The sequence below is a fragment of the Cellulomonas sp. P2_F12 genome, assembly GCF_056403775.1.
Map to the genome: position 1 here is coordinate 598799 of NZ_JBFUEV010000002.1, position 20104 is coordinate 618902.

The 20104-nt window shown below is 73.4% G+C and carries 19 protein-coding genes; 9 read left to right on the forward strand and 10 right to left on the reverse strand.

What is annotated here, in order from left to right; all coding sequences use genetic code 11:
• Positions 1 to 84: 84 nt before the first annotated feature.
• From AC1DWH_RS07550 to AC1DWH_RS07565, 4 genes are all read left to right on the forward strand, one after another.
• Positions 85 to 738, forward strand: a complete 654-nt coding sequence (locus AC1DWH_RS07550; protein WP_456845577.1) for a TetR/AcrR family transcriptional regulator — start codon at positions 85 to 87, stop codon at positions 736 to 738.
• A gap of 78 nt (positions 739 to 816) precedes the next feature.
• Positions 817 to 1554: a response regulator transcription factor gene (locus AC1DWH_RS07555; RefSeq protein WP_456845578.1), complete on the forward strand. Its 738-nt coding sequence runs from the start codon at positions 817 to 819 to the stop codon at positions 1552 to 1554.
• A 14-nt stretch (positions 1555 to 1568) separates the two neighbouring features.
• Positions 1569 to 3125 (forward strand): sensor histidine kinase, encoded by a 1557-nt coding sequence (locus AC1DWH_RS07560; protein ID WP_477093141.1) that lies wholly within the window; start codon positions 1569 to 1571, stop codon positions 3123 to 3125.
• A gap of 88 nt (positions 3126 to 3213) precedes the next feature.
• Entirely contained in the window at positions 3214 to 3594 is a 381-nt protein-coding gene (locus tag AC1DWH_RS07565; protein WP_477093142.1) for a VOC family protein, read from the forward strand.
• Between the two features lie 18 nt (positions 3595 to 3612).
• Here AC1DWH_RS07565 and AC1DWH_RS07570 read toward each other — a convergent pair whose 3' ends face one another.
• Positions 3613 to 4470 (reverse strand): hypothetical protein, encoded by an 858-nt coding sequence (locus tag AC1DWH_RS07570; protein WP_477093143.1) that lies wholly within the window; start codon positions 4468 to 4470, stop codon positions 3613 to 3615.
• A 200-nt stretch (positions 4471 to 4670) separates the two neighbouring features.
• Between AC1DWH_RS07570 and radA the strand changes: the two genes are divergently transcribed.
• From radA to AC1DWH_RS07585, 3 genes are all read left to right on the forward strand, one after another.
• Positions 4671 to 6092, forward strand: a complete 1422-nt coding sequence (gene radA, locus AC1DWH_RS07575) for a DNA repair protein RadA (protein WP_477093144.1) — start codon at positions 4671 to 4673, stop codon at positions 6090 to 6092.
• A gap of 239 nt (positions 6093 to 6331) precedes the next feature.
• On the forward strand, positions 6332 to 6562 hold the full coding sequence (locus AC1DWH_RS07580) for a hypothetical protein (RefSeq protein WP_477093145.1): 231 nt from the start codon (positions 6332 to 6334) through the stop codon (positions 6560 to 6562).
• Positions 6563 to 6630: 68 nt separating this feature from the next.
• Positions 6631 to 7692: a LacI family DNA-binding transcriptional regulator gene (locus AC1DWH_RS07585; RefSeq protein WP_477093146.1), complete on the forward strand. Its 1062-nt coding sequence runs from the start codon at positions 6631 to 6633 to the stop codon at positions 7690 to 7692.
• A gap of 162 nt (positions 7693 to 7854) precedes the next feature.
• Here AC1DWH_RS07585 and AC1DWH_RS07590 read toward each other — a convergent pair whose 3' ends face one another.
• The 6 genes from AC1DWH_RS07590 to AC1DWH_RS07615 form a co-directional block, all read right to left on the reverse strand.
• On the reverse strand, positions 7855 to 8856 hold the full coding sequence (locus AC1DWH_RS07590) for an N-acetylglucosamine kinase (protein ID WP_477093147.1): 1002 nt from the start codon (positions 8854 to 8856) through the stop codon (positions 7855 to 7857).
• A complete protein-coding gene (locus tag AC1DWH_RS07595; RefSeq protein WP_477093148.1) occupies positions 8844 to 10109 on the reverse strand; it encodes a 6-phospho-beta-glucosidase in 1266 nt (421 codons plus the stop codon). Before AC1DWH_RS07595 ends, AC1DWH_RS07590 begins: the two co-directional genes overlap by 13 nt.
• Positions 10106 to 10936, reverse strand: a complete 831-nt coding sequence (locus AC1DWH_RS07600) for a carbohydrate ABC transporter permease (RefSeq protein ID WP_477093149.1) — start codon at positions 10934 to 10936, stop codon at positions 10106 to 10108. Before AC1DWH_RS07600 ends, AC1DWH_RS07595 begins: the two co-directional genes overlap by 4 nt.
• Complete coding sequence (locus tag AC1DWH_RS07605) at positions 10933 to 11859, reverse strand: carbohydrate ABC transporter permease (protein ID WP_477093230.1); 927 nt, start codon at positions 11857 to 11859, stop codon at positions 10933 to 10935. Before AC1DWH_RS07605 ends, AC1DWH_RS07600 begins: the two co-directional genes overlap by 4 nt.
• A 14-nt stretch (positions 11860 to 11873) precedes the next feature.
• Complete coding sequence (locus tag AC1DWH_RS07610; protein WP_456845589.1) at positions 11874 to 13208, reverse strand: ABC transporter substrate-binding protein; 1335 nt, start codon at positions 13206 to 13208, stop codon at positions 11874 to 11876.
• Positions 13209 to 13274: 66 nt separating this feature from the next.
• Positions 13275 to 14450 (reverse strand): ROK family transcriptional regulator, encoded by a 1176-nt coding sequence (locus AC1DWH_RS07615; protein WP_477093150.1) that lies wholly within the window; start codon positions 14448 to 14450, stop codon positions 13275 to 13277.
• A gap of 833 nt (positions 14451 to 15283) precedes the next feature.
• Between AC1DWH_RS07615 and disA the strand changes: the two genes are divergently transcribed.
• Positions 15284 to 16402: a DNA integrity scanning diadenylate cyclase DisA gene (gene disA / locus AC1DWH_RS07620; RefSeq protein ID WP_456823999.1), complete on the forward strand. Its 1119-nt coding sequence runs from the start codon at positions 15284 to 15286 to the stop codon at positions 16400 to 16402.
• Here the strand turns inward: disA and AC1DWH_RS07625 are convergent.
• Positions 16399 to 17712, reverse strand: coding sequence for an APC family permease (locus AC1DWH_RS07625; protein WP_477093151.1), 1314 nt, complete (start codon positions 17710 to 17712; stop codon positions 16399 to 16401). The genes disA and AC1DWH_RS07625 overlap by 4 nt on opposite strands.
• A gap of 88 nt (positions 17713 to 17800) precedes the next feature.
• Positions 17801 to 18412 (reverse strand): hypothetical protein, encoded by a 612-nt coding sequence (locus AC1DWH_RS07630; protein ID WP_456846225.1) that lies wholly within the window; start codon positions 18410 to 18412, stop codon positions 17801 to 17803.
• Between the two features lie 194 nt (positions 18413 to 18606).
• On the opposite strand from AC1DWH_RS07630, the gene AC1DWH_RS07635 reads away from it, so the two are divergent.
• On the forward strand, positions 18607 to 19509 hold the full coding sequence (locus tag AC1DWH_RS07635) for an HhH-GPD family protein (protein ID WP_477093152.1): 903 nt from the start codon (positions 18607 to 18609) through the stop codon (positions 19507 to 19509).
• Here the strand turns inward: AC1DWH_RS07635 and AC1DWH_RS07640 are convergent.
• Positions 19491 to 20081 (reverse strand): GNAT family N-acetyltransferase, encoded by a 591-nt coding sequence (locus AC1DWH_RS07640; protein ID WP_456846227.1) that lies wholly within the window; start codon positions 20079 to 20081, stop codon positions 19491 to 19493. The genes AC1DWH_RS07635 and AC1DWH_RS07640 overlap by 19 nt on opposite strands.
• Positions 20082 to 20104: the final 23 nt, after the last annotated feature.

Here is a 20104-nt window from a genome sequence, read left to right on the forward strand (position 1 = left end):
CGGACGTCGTTGTCTTCTGTCGAGAATGAAAGCACAACTTACTGACCTGTCAGTAAGTGCGATGATCACAGTATGGTTTCAGTCATGGACGACGCCGTTCCCCCCGCCGCAGCGCCGCAGCGCCGCGCGCGGCAGCCCCGCCAGGCCACCGCCGAGCGCCGGGCCGAGATCCTGCGGGCGGCCGCCAACACCTTCGGGTCCAAGGGGTACAAGAACGGCTCGCTCGCGGAGGTCGCCGAGCAGGTCGGCATCACGCACGCCGGCGTCCTGCACCACTTCGGCTCCAAGGAGCAGCTGCTGGTCGAGGTGCTGGAGTTCCGCGACAAGGAGGACGTCCGGGACCTCGAGGGTCAGCACATCCCCGGCGGCCTCGAGCTCTTCCACCACCTGGTCCGCACCGCGCGCATGAACGTCGACCGGCCCGGCATCGTCCAGGGCTACTCCGTCCTCACGGGCGAGTCCGTCACCGAGAACCACCCCGCCCGCGCCTGGGTCACCGACCGCTTCCGCGTCCTGCGCGGCGAGATCTCGACGGCGCTGCTCGAGGTCGGCGCGGGAGCGGTCTCACCCGAGACGGCCGACTGCGCGGCGAGCGCCATCATCGGCGTCATGGACGGCCTGCAGGTGCAGTGGCTGCTCGACGAGAACGTGGACCTGCCCGCCGCCACGCAGTTCGCGATCGAGGCCATCCTCGCCGCCGCCCTGCAGGACACCGCGCGCCCGCACCCGCTCGACTGACCGACCCCCTCCGAGAGACTCAGACATTTCACAGGTTCGGTCCAGGTGTACGCCAGGAACCGGTCCGAGTCTGGGGACATGACGACGACCACACTCCGCCGACCGGACGCCCTGACCCGTGCCGACGGCTCCCCCGTCCGTGCGCTCGTGGTCGACGACGAGCCGACCCTTGCCGAGCTGCTCTCGACCGCCCTGCGCTACGAGGGCTGGCAGGTCGACCACGCGCTGAGCGGCCACGCCGCCGTCCGCGCCGCCAAGGCCCTCGACCCCGACGTCATCGTGCTCGACGTCATGCTCCCGGACCTGTCCGGCATCGACGTGCTCCGCCGCGTCCGCGCCACGCACCCGAACGTCCCCGTGCTGTTCCTCACCGCCAAGGACGCGGTCGAGGACCGGATCGCCGGCCTCACCGCCGGTGGCGACGACTACGTCACCAAGCCGTTCAGCCTCGAGGAGGTCGTCGCCCGCCTGCGCGCCCTGCTGCGCCGGACCGGTGCGGTGTCGGAGCGCGAGGAGGCCGTCCTGGTCGTCGGCGACCTGCGGATGGACGAGGACAGCCACGAGGTGTCCCGCGGCGGCGACGACATCCGCCTGACCGCCACCGAGTTCGAGCTGCTCCGCTACTTCATGCGCAACCCCAAGCGCGTGCTGTCCAAGGCACAGATCCTCGACCGCGTGTGGCAGTACGACTTCGGCGGCCAGGCCAACATCGTCGAGCTCTACGTGTCCTACCTGCGGCGCAAGATCGACAAGGGGCGCACGCCGATGCTGCACACCCTGCGTGGCGTCGGCTACGTGCTGAAGCCGTCCGTCTGAGGTTGGCTGTCCCCATGGGAACCACCCGACCGCGGTGGACGCTGCGCCGACGCCTCGTCGCGGTCGTCGTCGCGCTCGTCGCGGTCGTCGCCGCGGCCATGGGGACCATCTCGACCCTCGCGCTGCACAGCTCCCTGATCACGCAGCTCGACGAGAAGCTCACCGCGGCCCACCACCGCGCGGCCGACGGACCCGTGCGCGAGGGTGCGCTGGCCGGCTCCCCCGGGCAGGTCTTCGAGCCGCCGGCCGTCGGCGCGGGCAACTTCCGGCCCGGCCAGGACGCCGGCACGGTCAACGTCGAGCAGCCCGCGGGCGTCGACCCCGCCGACCTCAGCGCGTTCCAGGCGGGCTACGTCGGCGACGACGGCACGCCCACGGCCCTGACCACCGAGCAGGCCACCCAGATGCTCGCCGTCCCCGCCGACGGCGACACCCACTCGATCACCCTGACCGGCCTGGGCTCCTACCGGGCCGTCGCCAGCGTCAGCGACGACGGCACCACCAACGTCACCGCGCTGCCGACCGCGACCATGACCATGACGATCACGACGTTCGTCGTCGTCGAGATCGTCGTCGCCGCGCTCGCCCTGCTCTGCGCCGCCGCTGCCGGGCTGGTGCTCGTGCGCCGCGAGCTGCGGCCCCTGGACCGGGTGGTCGGCACCGCCAACCGGGTCGCCCAGCTCCCCCTCGACCGCGGCGAGGTCGTGCTCGCCGACCGCGTGCCGGAGGCCGACACCGACCCCGCGACCGAGGTCGGCCAGGTGGGCGCCGCGCTCAACCAGCTCCTCGGCCACGTCGAGCAAGCGCTCGCCTCCCGGCACGAGTCCGAGTCGCAGGTGCGCCAGTTCGTCGCCGACGCCAGCCACGAGCTGCGCACGCCGCTGGCCTCGATCCGCGGGTACGCCGAGCTTGTCCGCCGGTCCCCCGAGGAGATGCCGGTGGGCGCCCTGCAGGCCATGTCCCGCGTCGAGTCGGAGTCCCTGCGGATGACCGCCCTGCTGGAGGACATGCTGCTGCTCGCGCGGCTCGACGCCGGCCGGCCGCTGGCGTCGGAACCCGTGGACCTGACCGTGCTGGCCATCGACGCCGTCACCGACGCCCACGCCGCCGGGCCGGACCACGACTGGCAGCTCGACCTGCCGTCGTCGCCCGACGAGCTCGACGACGCCGACGACGTCCTCGTGGTCGGCGACGACCACCGCCTGCGTCAGGTGCTGGCCAACCTGCTGTCGAACGCGCGGCTGCACACCCCCGCCGGCACCACCGTCACCGTCCGCGTGCGCCGGTCCGGCGGCTCCGTCGTGGTGCAGGTCGCCGACGACGGGCCCGGCATCCCCCCGGCCCTGCGCGAGAGCCTGTTCCAGCGGTTCACCCGCGGCGACGCCTCCCGCAACAGCGCCACCGGGTCCACCGGCCTGGGCCTCGCGATCGTGCACGCCGTGGTCACGGCCCACGGCGGGACGATCACGGTCGACAGCAGCACCGGGAGCGGCTCGGGCACGACGTTCACGGTCACCCTCCCGGCGGCGCCGACCCCCGCCCCGACACCCCGCACCCCGGTCCGCCCCTGACCCGCCGCTCCGCAGACGTCCGGTGGCCGGGCGCGGTCCGGCGGGGGAACCTGGAGGCGTCCAGCGACGGATCTCCCCAGGAGTGGTGATGGCCGACCTCAGCAAGGCGTTCAGCGGGTTCTCGACCGACGACGTCCCGGCCGCGCGGGCGTTCTACGCCGACGTGCTCAGGCTCGACGTGTCCGAGGAGAACGGGATGCTGTTCCTGCACTTCGAGGGGGGTCACGACGTCCTGATCTACCCCAAGGGCCCGGCGCACACGCCCGCGACGTACACCGTGCTCAACTTCCCGGTCGAGGACGTGCCCGGCACCGTCGCCGACCTGCGGGCGCGCGGCGTGGAGTTCGAGAAGTACGCGGGCACGCCCGGTGAGACCGACGACGACTTCGTGTTCCGCAAGGGCGGCCCGCTGATCGCCTGGTTCACGGACCCGGGCGGCAACGTGCTGTCGATCATCGCCGCGAGCTGACCGCCGGCGTCAGGGTCGTCAGAGCGGGAACGCGTTGTAGAAGTCGACGACGTCGGCCAGCGGGACCGTGGCCTGGAAGACGGCACTGCCGTTGGTCCAGACCGCGATGCCCGTGCCGTCGCCGGCGTCGGCGATCGAGTAGGTGCCGGCCTTCGCGCCGCCCGCCGTCACGTCGCCGCTCTGCGGCAGGGTCGGACCAGCGGGCGAGGCGGACGCGGACGGAGCGGGCGGGGCGGCCGGGAACGCGGCGACCAGCGTCGCGGCGAACGCGGTCGCCTCCTCGGGCGTCTCCCACTGCCCGGACCGGACGGTGACGGTGCCGCTGCCCCCGTCGGTGTACGTCTCGGTGTAGGCCTCGAGGGCCCCGGCCGCCTGCCACTCGGCGTCGGGCGCCGAGGTCGCGAGCGCGTACTGCAGGACGGTCGTCGGCAGGGCGGTCGCGAACGCGGTGGTCGCGGGCCGGGCGACGGCGGCGACGGTCGGCGTCGGCGACGGCAGGAGGACGGTCGACGCGGCAGCCGGCGGCGGGGTGTCCGTCGAGTCGCCCTTCGAGCCGGTGACGATCGCGATGATGACCGCGGCGGCGATGAGGACGACGACGCCGATGATCACGGGGATCAGCCAACGGGGGCGGCTCGACGCCGGGGGCTCCTGGTCGACGGGGGTCGCGGGGGACACCGCGGGGGGCGTCCCGAGCACGGGCGGGAAGCCCGAGCCGTCGGTCGTGGGAGCCGGGCCGGGTGCGGGCGTCGGCGTCGGCGCTGTGGGTGGGGGTGTCGCCGGCGTCGTCGGGGGCTGGACCTGCCAGTTCGAGATCGGCGGCGGCGTCGGCGGACCGCTGGGCCGCTCGGGGCCGGGACGGCCGGTGTCGCTCATCGGGGCTCCCCCTTGCATCGCGTCGCCCGAACCCTCGCCGGACGCCCCGCAGCCTACCGACGCAATCTCGTCCCACGACGTCGCGACGCCGGAAGGTCGCCAGGGCGCCATCCGATCGCCCGACCCGGTCCGCGGTGTCGAACACGTGTTCGGCGTGGCGCGCGACTGCTCTGTCAGAGGCTCCCGTTAGCGTGCAGCGCGTGACCTCGAGCCCCGCCAAGCGCCCCGACCGCAGCACCCGTCCGGGCTTCCGCTGCACCGAGTGCGGCTGGACCGCGAGCAAGTGGGTGGGCCGCTGCGGGGAGTGCCAGGCCTGGGGCTCGGTCGTCGAGGACACCGGCCCGGGCGGCGGCGCGCCGCGCACGGTCGCCACGTCCCCGGCGCGCACGCCCGCGCAGCCCATCGACCAGATCGACGTCGAGACCGCCCGTTCGCGCCCCACGGGGGTCGACGAGCTGGACCGGGTGCTCGGCGGCGGCATCGTCCCCGGCGCGGTCGTGCTGCTGGCAGGCGAGCCGGGCGTCGGGAAGTCGACCCTCCTGCTCGACGTGGCGGCGCGCGCGGCCCGCACCGGCCGCACCGTGCTCTACGTGACCGGCGAGGAGTCGGCGGCGCAGGTACGCCTGCGGGCCGGGCGGATCCACGCGCTCGACCCCCAGCTGCTGCTCACCGCCGAGACCGACCTCGGCACCGTCCTCGGGCACATCGAGCACGTCGACCCCGACCTGCTGGTGCTCGACTCGATCCAGACGATCGCGTCCGCGCAGGTGGAGGGCACGGCGGGGGGCGTCTCGCAGGTGCGCGAGGTGGCCACCGCGGTGATCCAGGCCGCCAAGGCCCGGGACATGCCGGTCGTCCTCATCGGGCACGTGACCAAGGACGGGTCTGTCGCCGGTCCGCGCACGCTCGAGCACCTGGTCGACGTCGTCTGCCAGTTCGAGGGCGAGCGGCACTCGCGCCTGCGCATGCTGCGGGCCACCAAGAACCGCTACGGACCGACGGACGAGGTCGGCTGCTTCGACCTGTCCGAGTCGGGGATCGTCGGGCTGGCCGACCCCAGCGGGCTGTTCGTGTCGCAGGCGCTGCACGCGGTGCCGGGCACGTGCCTGACCGTGACGCTCGAGGGTCGCCGACCGCTGGTGACGGAGGTCCAGTCGCTGGTCGCGCCGAGCGCCGTGCCGAACCCGCGCCGGACCACCAGCGGCGTGGACAGCAGCCGGCTCGCCATGGTGCTCGCCGTGCTGCAGCGCCGGCTCGGCGCGCGCCTCGCGGACCAGGACGTCTACGTCTCGACCATCGGCGGCGCGCGCGTGGCCGAGCCCGGCGCGGACCTGGCGCTCGCCCTGGCCGCGCTCAGCTCCCGGGAGAACGTGCCGCTGCCGCGGGGGCTGGTCGCGATCGGCGAGATCGGGCTCGCCGGCGAGATCCGGACGGTGTCCGGGGTCGGCCGACGCCTGGCCGAGGCTGCCCGGCTCGGGTTCACGCGCGCGATCGTGCCCGCCGGCGCGCTCGACGGGGCGACGCCCCCGGCCGGGATCACCGTGCTGATGGCGGCCGACCTGATCGAGGCCGTGACCGCCGCCGGCCTGGTGCCGGAGACCGCAGGGGCCGGGCGGCGCTGAGCCGGCCGGCGGGGCGATGTCGCCCGGGCCGATCGGGCCGCGCCGTCGTCAGGAGCCTAGGGGCGGGTCGCCCCGCTCCCACCGGTCAGCCCACAGCGCGGTCCCGGGCCCGAGGTCTCCGCATCTGAGCAGATCATCAGCCGTCTCCACACGAACTCCGATCATCGTCTTGACCGGTACAGACTCACGGGGTAACTTTATCGGTACAGAAGTACCGACGACCCGACAGGAGAAGCCCGATGTCGATGGACAGCTCGCAGCTCGGTCTGCTGCTCGGTGTGAACGTCGCCCAGCGCGAGGCGGACAGCGCACGACCCTGGGCCCCGGAGGTTCCGGAGCCGGAGCCGATCCCCCGCGTCCGCCGGACCCGGGCACCACGCACCCGCCGCACGCTCGCCGGGGCGCTGCACCACCTGGCCGACGCCGTCGCCCCCGCCTGCACCACCGAGGCGGGTCACCCGGCGCGATGACGCTCTCGCCCCCGGGACACGTCCCGGCGACCTACCCTGTCCCGCATGGAGCGGAACAGGGTGGCGTCATGTCCCGGGTGACGCTGCAGACGATCGCCGACAAGGTCGGCGTCAGCCGGATGACCGTGTCCAACGCGTTCTCCCGCCCGGACCAGCTCTCGGCGGAGATGCGCCGCACCATCCTCGCGGCCGCGAGCGACCTCGGGTACGTGGGCCCCGACCCGTCGGCCCGCGCGCTGGCCCGCGGCACCACCGGCGCCGTCGGCGTGCTGCTCACGGAGTCGGTCGGTGCCGCGTTCCGGGACCCGATCGCCGCCGCGTTCTTCGGGGCGGTCGCCGAGGAGCTCGCCCCGACGGGGCTGGCCGTCGTGCTGCTCCCCTCGACGGGCGCCGAGGGCATGATCCCGGCCCGCGACATCCCCATGGACGGCGCCCTGGTCTACGGCTGCGCCGCCGACTACCCCGCGGTCGACTGGTTGGTGAAGCGCCGGCTCCCGCTGGTCTTCGTCGACGGCGAGCCGGTCGCCGACGCCGACAGCGTGCTGCTGGACGAGCAGCACGGCGCACGCCTGGGCGCCGAGCACCTGCTCGAGCTGGGCCACCGCCGGATCGGCATCCTCACGATGAACGTGCAGGTCCCGCCCGGGCTCGCCCCCGACCCGGCAGCCGCGGGCTCCGGGTTCGTGGCGCGCGAGCGCCAGGCGGGCTGGATGGCACCGCTCGACGCGGCGGGCGTCACGCCGATGGTCATGGAGGTGCACGACAACGTCGAGCCCTACATCTCCGAGGGCGCCCGTGCCCTGCTCGGCCTCCCCGACCGGCCGACCGCGGTGCTGTGCTTCTCCGACCTGATGGCGGCCGCCGTGGTGCACGCGGCCGAGGAGCTCGGGCTGCGCGTGCCGCAGGACGTCTCCGTCATCGGCTTCGACGACTCGCCCCTGGCTCGCCGCCTGCGGCCCGCGCTGACCACGGTGCACCAGGACTTCGTCGCCAAGGGCAAGGCCGCGGCCGACGCGCTGACCTCGTCGATCGCACGCTTCCGCGCGGGGGCGGCGACCGCCCCGGAGCAGCATCGGATCCTGGTGGACCTGGTGGTCCGCGACAGCACGGCTCCGCCCGCAACCTACTGACGCCGGCCCCCCTCGCGTGAAGAGTTCGTCACGCAGCGCGCACCAAAGTCTTCACGCGACCCCGACCGGGATCGCGCGAGCCAGCGACGTTTCCATACGGCGGGCCGTGTGCCGGTCACGGTCCCGCCGCGCGACACGGGTCGCCGGCGTCGGGAGACCCGGTCAGCCCGCGACGACCTCGCGCACCGCCAGTGACTCTCGGGCCGCCTCGAGAGCCGACGGCGACGCCCCGTGCGCCTCGAGCACCAGGAACGCGGCGCCCAGCACGGGCCGGTCCGCGACGAACACCAGGTGCGCGCCCGGCGCCCCGGCGGCGATGCGCGCCCGGACGCCCTCGGTCAGCCCGGGGTCGCGCGCGGCGAGCACTCCCCCGCCGAGCACCACGGGCACGACCGCGTCGGCGAGGTCGAGGCGGCGCAGGGCCGCGAGCGCCAGGGCGGCGACCTCGTCGGCCTGGCGCTCGACGATCGCGACCGCGACCGGGTCCCCGCGCCCCGCGGCGTCCAGCACCACGGGCGAGAGCAGGGCGACGTCGTCGTGGTCGAGGTGGCCGAAGTGCAGGTCCTCGATGACCGCCGCCATCGTCGGGCGCCCGAGCGCGGCCGGCACCAGCTGGGCCAGGATCGTCGGCGTCCCGCGACCGTCCAGGGATCGGGCGGCGTGCCAGACCGCCTGCTCGCCCAGCTCGAAGCCGCCGCCCCAGTCGCCGGAGATCCGGCCGAGCGCGGGGAACCGGGCCGTCGCCCCGTCGGCCCGGCGGCCGACGCAGTTGATGCCGGTGCCGCAGACGACGGCGACGGCCTGGTGCTCGGCGGTCCCGGCCCGCAGGAGGGCGAACGTGTCGTTGTCGACGACGACACCGGCCGCCTGCACGAACCACGGCAGCGCGTGCAGGGCAGCGCTGAACGTCTCGATCTCGACGGGCAGGTCAAGGCCGGACAGGTACACGCCGACCCGCAGCACGCGCGGGCGGCTGACCAGCGCCAACGCTTCGCGGACCAGGTCGTCGACGACCGCGAGCGCCTCGGCGACGCCGATCACCTGCGGGCAGGAGCCGGGTCCTCGGGTGTGCGCCAGGACGGTCCCGTCGGGGGCGAGGGCGACGACGTCGGTCTTGCTGCCGCCCCCGTCGATCGCGAGCAGGACCCCGGTCACCGTGCCCACGCGAGGTGGTCTCGGTTCGCCGCCAGCAGGGCGTCGGTCAGCGCGGTCGCCTTGTCGTACTGACCGACCAGCGGGTGGGCCAGGAGCGCGCGGGTGACCCGGTCGCGCCCGCCGTGCACCGCCGCGTCGAGCGCCAGCCGCTCGTACCCGGCGACGTGCCCGACCAGCCCGGCGAGGTCGTCGGCCAGCGGGGCCACGGGCAGGGGCACGATTCCGGACGCGCCGATGGTGGCGGGCACCTCGATGACGTGGTCGTCGGGCAGGAAGGGCAGCGTGCCGTCGTTGCGGACGTTGACCACCTGGACGTCCCCGCGGTCGGCCGTGAGGGAGGCGAGCAGGTCGACGGCGGCCTCGGAGTAGAAGGCGCCGCCGCGGCGGGTCAGCGCCTCGGGCTTGGTGTCGACCGACGGGTCGGCGTACAGGGCGAGCAGCTCGTTCTCGACGTCGGTCACCGCCTGCGCCCTCGACACCGCTCCCGGCGCCGTCTGCTCACGGAGGACCTCGTCGTGCGCGTAGTAGTAGCGCAGGTAGTACGACGGCACGCAGCCGAGCAGCGACAGGGCGGACGGCGGGAGCTCGACCTCGTCGGCAAGCTCGCTCAAGGACGACGCGAGCAAGCCCGGCAGCCGATCGACGCCGTCCACGGTCACGCCCCGCACCCACGTGAGGTGGTTGAGTCCGACGTGATCGAGCGCAACACGAGACGGGTCGACCGAGAGCATCGACGCGAACCGTCGCTGGAACCCGATGGCCACGTTGCACAGGCCGACGGCACGGTGGCCCTCCTGCAGGAGCGCGCGGGTCACGATGCCGACGGGGTTGGTGAAGTCGACGATCCACGCGTCCGGCCGTGCGTGCCGCCGCACCACGTCGGCGAGCGACAGCACCACCGGCACCGTCCGCAGCGCCTTGGCGAAGCCGCCAGGCCCGGTCGTCTCCTGGCCGAGGCAGCCGCACGCGTGCGGGAACGTCTCGTCGGTGTGCCGGGCCGCCTGCCCGCCGACGCGCAGCTGGAACAGCACGACGGACGCGTCGGACACCCCGGCGACGACGTCGGACGTGGCGGTGACCCGCACGTCGTACCCGTACCGCGCGAACATCCGTCGCGAGACGCCGGCCACCAGAGCGACCCGGTCGGACGACGGGTCCACCAGGCACAGCTCGGTGAGCGGCAGCAGCGACCGCAGCCGCGCGAACCCGTCGACGAGCTCCGGCGTGTACGTGGACCCGCCGCCGATGACGGTGAGCTTCATCCCTTGACCCCTGTCAGTGTCACGCCGCGCACGAAGGTCCGTTGTGCGAGGAAGAAGATGAGGACGACGGGGACCATCGCGATCAGGGTCGCGGCCATCGTGAGGTTCCAGTCAACGGCGCGGGTGCCGCGGAACTGGGCGAGCGCGTAGGAGACGGGCCAGGCCGACTCGTTCTCCGACGTGTAGAGAAGCGGGCCGTAGTAGTCGTTCCACGACGTGAAGAACAGGAAGATCGCCGTCGCCGCGATGCCCGGCTTGGCCATCGGCACGATGACCCGCAGGAGCGTGCGCAGCTCGCCGCAGCCGTCCAGGCGGGCGGCCTCGGTGTACTCCTTCGGGATCGTCAGGAAGAACTGCCGCAGCAGGAAGATCGAGAACGCATCGCCCAGCAGGTTCGGCAGGATGAGCGGCCACAGCGACCCGGTGAGCCCGAGCTTCGACCACATCACGTACAGCGGCACGCTCGTGACCTGCGGCGGGAGCAGCATCATCGCGATGATGAGCACCAGGTAGAGGTTCGAGCCGCGGAACTGGATGCGGGCCAGGGCGTACCCGGCGGGCACCGACGAGACGAGCATGAACGCCGTCGCCAGGCCCGCGTAGAGGAACGAGTTGCCGGTGTACTTGAGCATCGGCAGCTTCTGGAACACGAGCGCGAAGTTGTCCCAGTGCCACGACGTGGGCCACCCGAAGGCCGTACCGGCCTGCTCCGGCGACATGACCGACGTGAGCAGGATGAACACGAACGGCGCGAGGAACAGCACGCAGAGCGCGACGAAGATCGCGTGGTCCGCCACCCAGACCAGCGGCGAGCGATGGCGGATCAACTGGCCACCTCCGGGGTGAACGCCTTGAACCGGCGCAGCAGGACGGCCATCACGACGGCGGCGACGAGGAACAGGACGACGGCCATCGCGGACGCGTACCCGAGCAGGTTGGCGCCGAAGGCCTTGGAGTAGAGCAGCTGGCCGTAGGTCAGCGTGGACTGGTCGGGCCAGCCGAGCGCACCGGCGGCGCCGGCCCCGACGCTCGCCTTGCCCTGGGCGGTCGTCGCGGCGACCGCGGGCTCGGTGAAGTACTGGAGCGCGGCGATGATGCCCGTGATCAGGGCGAACAGCAGCACCGGCGTCATGTTCGGCACGGTGACGTACCAGAACTGCTGCCAGCCGTTGGCGCCGTCGAGCTCCGCAGCCTCGTACTGCTCGGCGGGGACGTCGAGCAGGCTGGCGAGGAAGATCACCATGATGTCGCCCAGCACCCAGAGCCCGAGCAGGACCAGCGACGGCTTGGCCCAGGCCGGGTCCGTGAACCAGCCGGGGCCGTCGATGCCGACCTTGCCCAGCAGCTCGTTCACCGGGCCGGTGGCGGGGTTGAACACGAACACGAACGCGATCGTGGCCGCCACCGGCGGGATGAGGGCCGGCAGGTAGTACAGCGTGCGCAGCACGCCCGAGCTGCGCCGGGCACGGGTGAGCACCCAGGCGACGACCATGGCCCCGACGATCCGGACCGGCACGAGGATCGCGACGAACCACAGCGTGTTGAGCACCGCGGTGCCGATCAGGGGGTCGCTCGTGAACAGGAACTTCCAGTTCGCGAAGTTGTTCCAGCGCGGCGGGTTCGACAGGTCGAACGCCGTGAAGGAGTAGTAGACCGTCATGACCAGCGGGAACACGAAGAAGATCAGCATGCCGAGCAGCGACGGGGACAGGAAGGCGAGCGCCGCCCTGTTCCGTCGGCGTTGGATCATCGAGGCCACGGGCGTCAGCCCGCCTGGAGCTTGACGGCGGCGTCGATCTCGTCGTCGACCTGCGTGAACATGCCCGGCAGGTCGGTGACGTCACCCTGCTGCCACTTGGCCGTGTGCGTCCCGAAGATCGTCTGGTACTCCGCGCCGATGGCGCTGGGCGGGGTGGTCGACGACTTCGCGTTCTCGAAGATGTCGAGGAACGTCTGGAACTGCGGCGTGACCTCGAGGTCGGGCGAGGTGATCGCGTCGTGGGTGGTCGGCGCGTTCTTCAGGCCGTTCGACAGCTTGACCTGGGCGGCCGTGTCGGTGGTCAGATACTTGATGAACGCCCAGGCGGCCTCGGGGTTCTTCGAGCCCTTGCCGATGCCGATGATGTTGCCGGTGATGTAGCCCGCGCCGTAGCTGTCCTCGTAGCCCTCGGCCGACGGGATCGGCGCGGTGCCGTACGTCAGGTCCGGGGCCTGGTCGTCGATGAACGCGGTCCGGTACTCGCCGTCGATGTTCATGGCGACGCGGCCGGTCTGGAAGTCGTTCTCGGCCGAGAACTCCTGGCCGAGCGCCGCCTGGAAGTCCGCCAGCTTCTGGTAGCCGCCGAGGCGGTCGATGAGGTCCTTCTGCCACTCGAGGATGGAGGTCCAGCCCGGCGACGAGCCGATGGCCGACGTGCCGTCCTCGTTGAGCCACTCCGCGTCGGCGGCCGGGGCCCAGTGCGCCTCGGCGTTCTCGTAGTAGCCGAGCAGCGGCATGAAGCCGAGCTGCTTGATCGACCCGTCGTCGTTGAACGTCGTCAGCTTGACGGCCATGTCGGACAGCTCGGCGAGCGTCTTCGGCGGCTCGGTGTAGCCGGCCGCGGCCAGCAGGTCGGTGTTGTAGTAGAGGCCGTAGACGTCTGCGAGCGCGGGCATCGTGCAGCGCTTGCCGTCGAACGACGTGTACCCGAGCACCGTGTCGGGGATCTGCGTCAGGTCGACGCCGTCGCGCTCGATGAAGCTGGTCAGGTCGGCGAAGTCGCCGGACGAGCACAGCGGGCCCACCTGGTCGGTGGAGTACGACAGGCCCACGTCGATGGCCTGGCCGGCGGAGATCGCCTTGCGCATCTTCTCGTCGTCCTGGCCGGACTTCACCGTGACCGTGACGCCGGGGTTGGCCTTCTCGAAGTCGTCGACCACCGACTGGATGACGTCGGCCTCGCGGTCGGTGAAGAAGTGCCAGAACTGGATGTCGCCGGTCACCTTCGCCGGGGCGGTGGCCTCGGCGGTCGGGCCTCCGGAGGCGCCGCCGCCGCAGGCGGTCAGTGCGAGGACGGCCGCGATCGCGGGGACGACGAGCAGGGACTTTCGAGTTCTCATCGTGTGCTCCTGTGTCGGGGCGCGACGACGCACCCGGTCGGCCGGGGTCGCCGTGCGTCGATGGGGTTAGGGGACGAGGTCGAGCAGCCGAGAGCGCAGGTCGGCGCCGACGACGGATCGCGCACCGCGCAGCACCGGGTGATCAGCCACGGTGCTCACGGAGATGTGCGGGGACCACCGGGTGGTCCTGCGGATGTGTCCTCGCACCAGGTCGGCGAGGTTCTGACCGCCGGCGGCGCCGGTCGGTCCACCGAGCACGACCACGGGCGGGTCGAGCACGGCGAGCACGGGGATGACGCCGACCGCGACACGGGTCGCGAGCTCGCTGAGGACCGCGGGCCGCGCGGGGTGCACGGCGAGGTCCTTGAGCGTGGCGTCGAAGCTCCGGCCGCGGGCGCCGTGCGCCCGGGCCAGCTTGCCGACGGCGATGCCGCCGATGAGGTCCTGCAGGTCCTTGGCCGACGGGACCAGCTCGGCGGCCGCACGCGGGACGGGCAGGTAGCCGATCTCGCCGGCCCCGCCCGACGCGCCGCGGTGCAGGCTGCCGCCCAGGTCGACCGCCAGGCCGAGCCCGTCGCCCATCCACAGCAGCGCGAAGCCGTCGACGTCCCGGCCGGCACCCTCGACCCGCTCGGCGACGGCCGCGAGGTTCACGTCGTTGTCGATGCGGACGCTGACCCCGAGCCCGTCCTCGAGCTGCGCGCGCACGGCCTTGCGCGGCCAGCCGGGGATCAGGCCGACGAACGCGAGGTCGTCCGTGCGCGGGTCGACCGCGCCCTGCAGGCCGACGATGACGGTGACGACCGTGTCGGGCGTCGCGCCCGCCGCCTCGCACGCGGCCTGGATCGCGGCGCTGATGTCGCTCACGGCCGACCGCTCGGCAGCGGTGCGCGCCAGCGGCACCTCGGCGATCGGGTACTCCGTGCCGGCGGCGTCGACCAGCGTGGACAGCACCCGGTGCGGCCGCACGTCGACCGCTACCGCGTGGGCCCGGTCGGTCCGGACCGCGTACGTGACGGCGCTGGGCCCGCGGGCCGCGGCGACGGAGCCGACGACGTCGATGAGGTCGAGCTGCTCCAACCGCGTGACCACCTGGCTGGCGGTCGGCTTGGACAGGCCGGTGAGCTCGCCGATCTGCGCGCGGGTGAGCGGGCCGTGCTCGAGCAGCAGGGCGAGCGCGGCCTTGTCGTTCATGGCGCGCAGCAGCCCGGGAGTCCCCGGCTGGCTGGGCGTGCCGCTCATGTCCACTCGTCCGATCGTCGTTGACCGAGGCCGCTGTGCGCGACCTCGTCAAACTAACAGGCAACTTTCCTAATAGACAACAGCCTGACGACGTCGGACACGTCTCGGTCTCGTAACGGCCGGGTTACTTCTCGCCCGAGGGGGCACCCGTCGGTCGCCGCGAAGCTGCGGACACCGTCTGGCGCGGAGCGCGCCCGCCGGGCGCTCCCACCTGTCCGCGACCGACCGCGCCCGTCCGTAGCCGAGCGCGCCCGTCCGTAACCGAGCGCGCCCGTCCGGTGACCGCGCTCGGTGGCGACGGACCGCGCTCGGGGACGGAGGCCCGCGCTCGACACCGCGGCCGGCGCGGCATGAGCGGGCGCCGTCCGTCGTCGACCCGCTTGCCGAGCGCGGTCCTACGTCGCGGAGCGCACTCGTCCGTCACCGAGCGCGCCCGCCCGGTGACCGCGCTCGGTGGCGACGGACCGCACTCGGGGACGGGGGCCCGCGCTCGACACCGCGGCCGGCGCGGCATGAGCGGGCGCCGTCAGTCGTCGACGCCCTTGCCGAGCGCGGTCCTTCGTCGCGGAGCGCACCCGTCGGTCAACGAATGCGCCCGCCCACGCACGGCGCTCGGCGGCGAGCAGTCGCGCTCAGCGGCGAACAGCCGCGCTCGGCGGCGAGTGGCCGCGCTCGTCGACGACCAGCCGCGCTCGGCCGCGAGTGGCCGCGCTCGGCGACGAGTGGCCGCGCTCGAGCGGACGACCGGGGGTGCACCGGCCATGGCCGGAGTGTCGCGACGCGGCACCCGTCGGCGGCGAACGGGCGAACGCCTGCAGGCGAACGGGTCCGGCATGCGGGTCGCAAGAGCCGTCGTCGGCTTGCGTCGTTACCATGCAACCGTGCCGCACGCTCCTGACGACCTCCTGAGGTCGACCCTCGCAGCCGTCGCCCCTGGCGGCGAGCTCCGCGACGGGCTGGAGCGGATCCTGCGGGGCCGCACCGGCGCGCTGATCGTCCTCGGGTTCGACAGGACGGTCGAGAGCATCTGCTCGGGGGGCTTCGTGCTCGACGTCGAGTTCTCCGCCACCCGCCTGCGCGAGCTGGCCAAGATGGACGGCGCGGTCGTCGTCGACGCGGGCATCTCGCGGATCGTGCGCGCGGCCGTGCAGCTGCTGCCGGACGTGACCATCGAGACCTCGGAGTCGGGCACCCGGCACCGCACCGCCGAGCGTGTGGCCAAGCAGACCGGCCTGCCCGTCGTCTCGGTCTCGGCGTCGATGCGGATCATCGCCCTGTACGTCGGCGGCCAGCGGCACGTCATCGAGGACTCGACCACCATCCTGTCCCGCGCCAACCAGGCCCTGGCCACCCTCGAGCGGTACAAGTCGCGGCTCGACGAGGTCAGCGGCACGCTGTCCGCCCTCGAGATCGAGGACCTCGTGACCGTCCGCGACGTGTCCGCGGTGGTCCAGCGCCTCGAGATGGTCCGCCGCATCTCCGAGGAGATCGAGGGCTACGTCGTCGAGCTGGGCACCGACGGCCGCCTGCTCACGCTGCAGCTGGACGAGCTCGTCGGCGGCATCGGGTCCGACCGCGCGCTGATCATCCGCGACTACGTCGACACCAGCCGCCGCGACGTCGACTCCGTGCTGGACGCCCTGGCCGAGCTCGACTCGACCGAGCTGCTGGACAACGCCCGCATCGCCAGCGTGCTCGGCCTGCCCGGCGGCGGCGACGCCCTCGACGCGGCCGCCGGCCCGCGCGGCTACCGCCTGCTGTCCAAGGTCCCCCGCCTGCCCGGCGCCATCGTCGACCGGCTCGTCGCGCACTTCGGTGGCCTGCAGAAGCTGCTCGCGGCAGGCATCGACGACCTCATGGCCGTCGACGGCGTGGGCGAGCAGCGCGCCCGGGCCGTGCGCGAGGGCCTCTCGCGGCTGGCCGAGTCGAGCATCCTCGAGCGGTACGTCTAGCTCGAAGCGCCGGCCTCGGACGCCTGGCGTCGTCGCGCCCAGGCCCAGTCGACCACGACGGCCAGCGCGATCAGCACCAGCATGATCCAGAACGAGCGCCGCTGGGACACCCACAGGTCGACGACGAACCAGACGAGCACCACGCCCGAGACCGCGACGGCGACCGCGGTCAGCGCCGGCGACGCGCCGAGCTCGGTCCGCAACCGGAACGCCGCGACGGCCACGAGCACGAACACCGCCAGCGACACCGCACTGCCGACCGAGGCGAGCGCGCCCACGCTGAGCCCGGTCACCAGCAGAGCCATCAGCCCGGCCGTCAGCAGCAGGCCGCCGTGCCGGCCCAGCCGGGTCCCCGGGCCGAACGCCGGCGGGAACGTCCCCGAGCTTGCCAGCGCTCGGGTCAGCCCGACGGAGCTGTAGAGCATCGCGGTCACGGTCGAGGCCGTCGCCAGCAGCGCCGCGCACGTCATCATCACGTAACCGGCCTGCCCCAGCGTGGGTTCCGCGGCGACCGCCAGCGCCCGCGGCCCGGCGGCGATCACCTCGGAGACCGGGAGCGTCCCGAACACGCACACCGCGACCGCCACGTAGAGGACGGTGGTGAGGGCCAGCGCCGCGTACATCGCGACGGGCAGCTGGCGCCGCGGCTCGGCCATGTCGTCGCCGACGAACGAGATGACCGCGAAGCCGAGGTAGGCGAAGAACGTGAGGGCGATGCTGGCCACGATGTCGTTCACGCCCGGGTACGTGCTCGGCGCCAGGAACGCGAAGTCGACCTGCGGGAGCGTGCCGACGACGAACACGGTGAACACGACCAGGAGCAGGCCGACGATCGCCGACTGCACCCGGTCGACCAGACGCGGCCCGGCGACCGTGAGCCACGCCCCGAACACCACCAGCGCGACGGCGCAGAGCTTGGACAGCCAGCCACCGGACGGTCCGTCGGCGATCACCACCGCGGCGTAGTCGCCGAACGAGGCGGCGACCATCGCGCCCACGACGACGATGGCGGTGAGGTACCCCAGCCACGCGGCGACCCCCACCACGCGGCGGCTGCGGTAGCCGTGCTGCAGGTACACGATCAGCCCGCCGGAGGACGGCCAGCGCATGGCGAACTTCACCAGGGTGTAGCCCAGCGTGGCCGACATCGCCCCGGCCAGCAGGAACGAGAGCCACACCGCGGACCCGGCGACCTCGCCGGCCTGCCCGAGGAGCGCGAAGATCCCCGCGCCGACCATCGCACCCACCCCGAGCACGACGGCACCCCGCACGCTCAGCTGCGCGTTCGCCGCCGGAGCGGGATCGGACATGGACTCTCCCTCGGGTGCTACGGCCGTGCCGCGGTCGGCACGCTCGACCCTAGCCGCGCCGGTGGGAGCCGCGGAGGGGTATGGCTGGTCAGCCGAGCCCGAACACGGCCGGCGGCGCGACGGCCCCGGCCAGGGTGAGCTGCGCGGAGTACGTCCCGGCACCGGGAGCGGGCAGCCCGGCCGGGCAGCCCTCCGCCGACCGGACCCGGTTCCAGGCGAACGGTGTGGTGTCGTTGCCGCCGCCGGGCAGCAGCAGGGTGCGGGACTCCGTGCCGGGGACGATGCAGTCGCGGTTCGACCAGACGCGGTCGGCGCCGGACGTGATGACGATCTCGCGCTGGGCCTCGCCGGCGTCGACCAGGCACGGGTCGCTGCCCGTGTTGGTGATCGACACCGTGAACGTCGCGCTCACCCCGGCGGCGTAGGACTCGGCGTCCGGCGTCATGGCGACGACGAGCCCCGTCGCGTCGCAGTCGGCGACCCCGGAGTCGTCGGTGGTGGGCGTGGTGCTCGGCTGGGCCTCGGCCGGAGCGGACTGCGCCGGCGACGACGTCTGGGCGGCGGGGGCCCCGTCCCCGTCGTCGCCACCGCGGCCGGCCACCAGCCACACGACGACGAGGATCACCAGCAGCGGGATGCCCAGCACGACGAACCGACGCACCCAGTAGACCCGGCCCGGGAGTCGTCGCGACTCGCTCATGCGTCCTCCGGCCGATCTCGGGTGCACCGCGTGACGTCGCGGCGCGACCACCGTAGAGGCACGGCCTGCCGGGCGCCCGACCGACGCGCGGGGCCGCCCGGAGTGCGAGACGCACGATCTCCCGGCCCGGCGCCCGCCACGACGACGAGGCGGACGACGACGCAGGTCGGGGTCACCTGGGGCAGGATGCTGCGGTGCCGCCGTCCCCCGCCGAGCTGCGCGAGCCGGTGCTCGCGTGGTTCGACGAGCACGCGCGCGACCTGCCGTGGCGGGCGGCCGACCGGACGGCGTACGGCGTCCTGGTCAGCGAGGTCATGCTGCAGCAGACGCCGGTCGTCCGGGTCGAGCCGGCGTGGCGCGCGTGGATGGCGCGGTGGCCGACTCCCGCGGACCTGGCCGCAGCGTCGACCGGGGACGTGCTGCGCGCCTGGGACCGCCTCGGTTACCCACGGCGCGCGCTGCGGCTGCAGGAGTGCGCTCGGGCGGTCGTGGAACGGCACGGCGGCGAGGTGCCGGCGGACGAGGGCGCCCTGCGCGAGCTCCCCGGGATCGGCTCCTACACGGCGGCCGCGGTGCTGGCGTTCGCGTACGGCAAGCGGTCGGTCGTGCTCGACACCAACGTTCGGCGCGTGCTGGCCCGCACGGTCGACGGAGTCGCGCTGCCGGCCCCGAGCCAGACGGTGGGTGAGGTCCGCCGCGCGACGGCGTACGTGCCCGACGACGACGCCACGGCCGCCCGCTGGGCCGCGGCGTCGATGGAGCTCGGCGCGCTCGTCTGCTCCGCCCGCTCGCCGCGCTGCGACGCGTGCCCGGTCCGGGACGTGTGCGCCTGGTATGCCGCCGGCCGCCCCGCCGACGAGCACACCGGCCGGCGGCGGACCCAGACGTTCGAGGGCACCGACCGGCAGGTGCGGGGACGCGTCATGGCCCTGCTGCGCGAGGCCCTCGGCCCCGTCCCGGCCGCCGCGGTCGACGCCGCCTGGCCCGACGCACGCCAGCTGGCGCGCTGCGTCGACAGCCTGGTCGCCGACGGGCTGGTCACGCGCGTCCCGGCCGTGAGCGACGAGGACCCCCCGACCTACCGGCTGCCGTCCTGACCGCGTGACTGCCGGCGCTCCCACTGCTCCTTGGTGATCTCGTACTTCGGTCCGCCGAGCTCGGAGCCCTCGACGGCGAGCATGTCGTCCGGGGTGGCCAGGATCTCCGTGACCGTCATGTCGACCTTCTCCATCACCTTCTGCGACGCGAGGTTCAGGGACATCGTCGCGCCCCAGACCACGCGCACGTCGAGCTCGGAGAACGCCTTGCCGACCAGCGCGGACGCGACCTCGGTGGCATACCCCTTGCCCCACGCCTCCTGGCGCAGCCGGTACCCGAGCTCGACCTCGTCCAGCGGGCCCTCCCGTTCGGGACGCAGGCAGAACCACCCGACGAACGCGCCCCCGTCCTTCTCCTGAGCCGCGAACAGCCCGAAGCGGCCTTCCCACCTCTCGTAGCCCGCGAGGATGCTCGGCAGGACCAGGTCACGGACGAACTCCGGCGCGGTCGGCTCGCCCCCGGACAGGAAGCGCATCACCGCCGGGTCGCTGTCCAGCTCGATCAGCAGGTCGGCCTCGTCGGCCGTGAAGGGACGCAGGACCAGGCGATCGGTCGCCAGATAGGTGCTCACGCGGCAAGCCTGCCCGAGCGGCA

What these genes read in the sequence shown, in the direction of transcription:
- AC1DWH_RS07550 (WP_456845577.1), top strand. Translation starts at nt 85, where the DNA reads ATGGACGACGCCGTTCCCCCCGCCGCAGCGCCGCAGCGCCGCGCGCGG.
- AC1DWH_RS07555 (WP_456845578.1), top strand. Translation starts at nt 817, where the DNA reads ATGACGACGACCACACTCCGCCGACCGGACGCCCTGACCCGTGCCGAC.
- AC1DWH_RS07560 (WP_477093141.1), top strand. Translation starts at nt 1,569, where the DNA reads ATGGGAACCACCCGACCGCGGTGGACGCTGCGCCGACGCCTCGTCGCG.
- AC1DWH_RS07565 (WP_477093142.1), top strand. Translation starts at nt 3,214, where the DNA reads ATGGCCGACCTCAGCAAGGCGTTCAGCGGGTTCTCGACCGACGACGTC.
- AC1DWH_RS07570 (WP_477093143.1), bottom strand. Translation starts at nt 4,470, where the DNA reads ATGAGCGACACCGGCCGTCCCGGCCCCGAGCGGCCCAGCGGTCCGCCG.
- AC1DWH_RS07580 (WP_477093145.1), top strand. Translation starts at nt 6,332, where the DNA reads ATGTCGATGGACAGCTCGCAGCTCGGTCTGCTGCTCGGTGTGAACGTC.
- AC1DWH_RS07585 (WP_477093146.1), top strand. Translation starts at nt 6,631, where the DNA reads ATGTCCCGGGTGACGCTGCAGACGATCGCCGACAAGGTCGGCGTCAGC.
- AC1DWH_RS07595 (WP_477093148.1), bottom strand. Translation starts at nt 10,109, where the DNA reads ATGAAGCTCACCGTCATCGGCGGCGGGTCCACGTACACGCCGGAGCTC.
- AC1DWH_RS07605 (WP_477093230.1), bottom strand. Translation starts at nt 11,859, where the DNA reads ATGATCCAACGCCGACGGAACAGGGCGGCGCTCGCCTTCCTGTCCCCG.
- AC1DWH_RS07610 (WP_456845589.1), bottom strand. Translation starts at nt 13,208, where the DNA reads ATGAGAACTCGAAAGTCCCTGCTCGTCGTCCCCGCGATCGCGGCCGTC.
- AC1DWH_RS07615 (WP_477093150.1), bottom strand. Translation starts at nt 14,450, where the DNA reads ATGAGCGGCACGCCCAGCCAGCCGGGGACTCCCGGGCTGCTGCGCGCC.
- disA (WP_456823999.1), top strand. Translation starts at nt 15,284, where the DNA reads ATGCGGGTCGCAAGAGCCGTCGTCGGCTTGCGTCGTTACCATGCAACC.
- AC1DWH_RS07625 (WP_477093151.1), bottom strand. Translation starts at nt 17,712, where the DNA reads ATGTCCGATCCCGCTCCGGCGGCGAACGCGCAGCTGAGCGTGCGGGGT.
- AC1DWH_RS07630 (WP_456846225.1), bottom strand. Translation starts at nt 18,412, where the DNA reads ATGAGCGAGTCGCGACGACTCCCGGGCCGGGTCTACTGGGTGCGTCGG.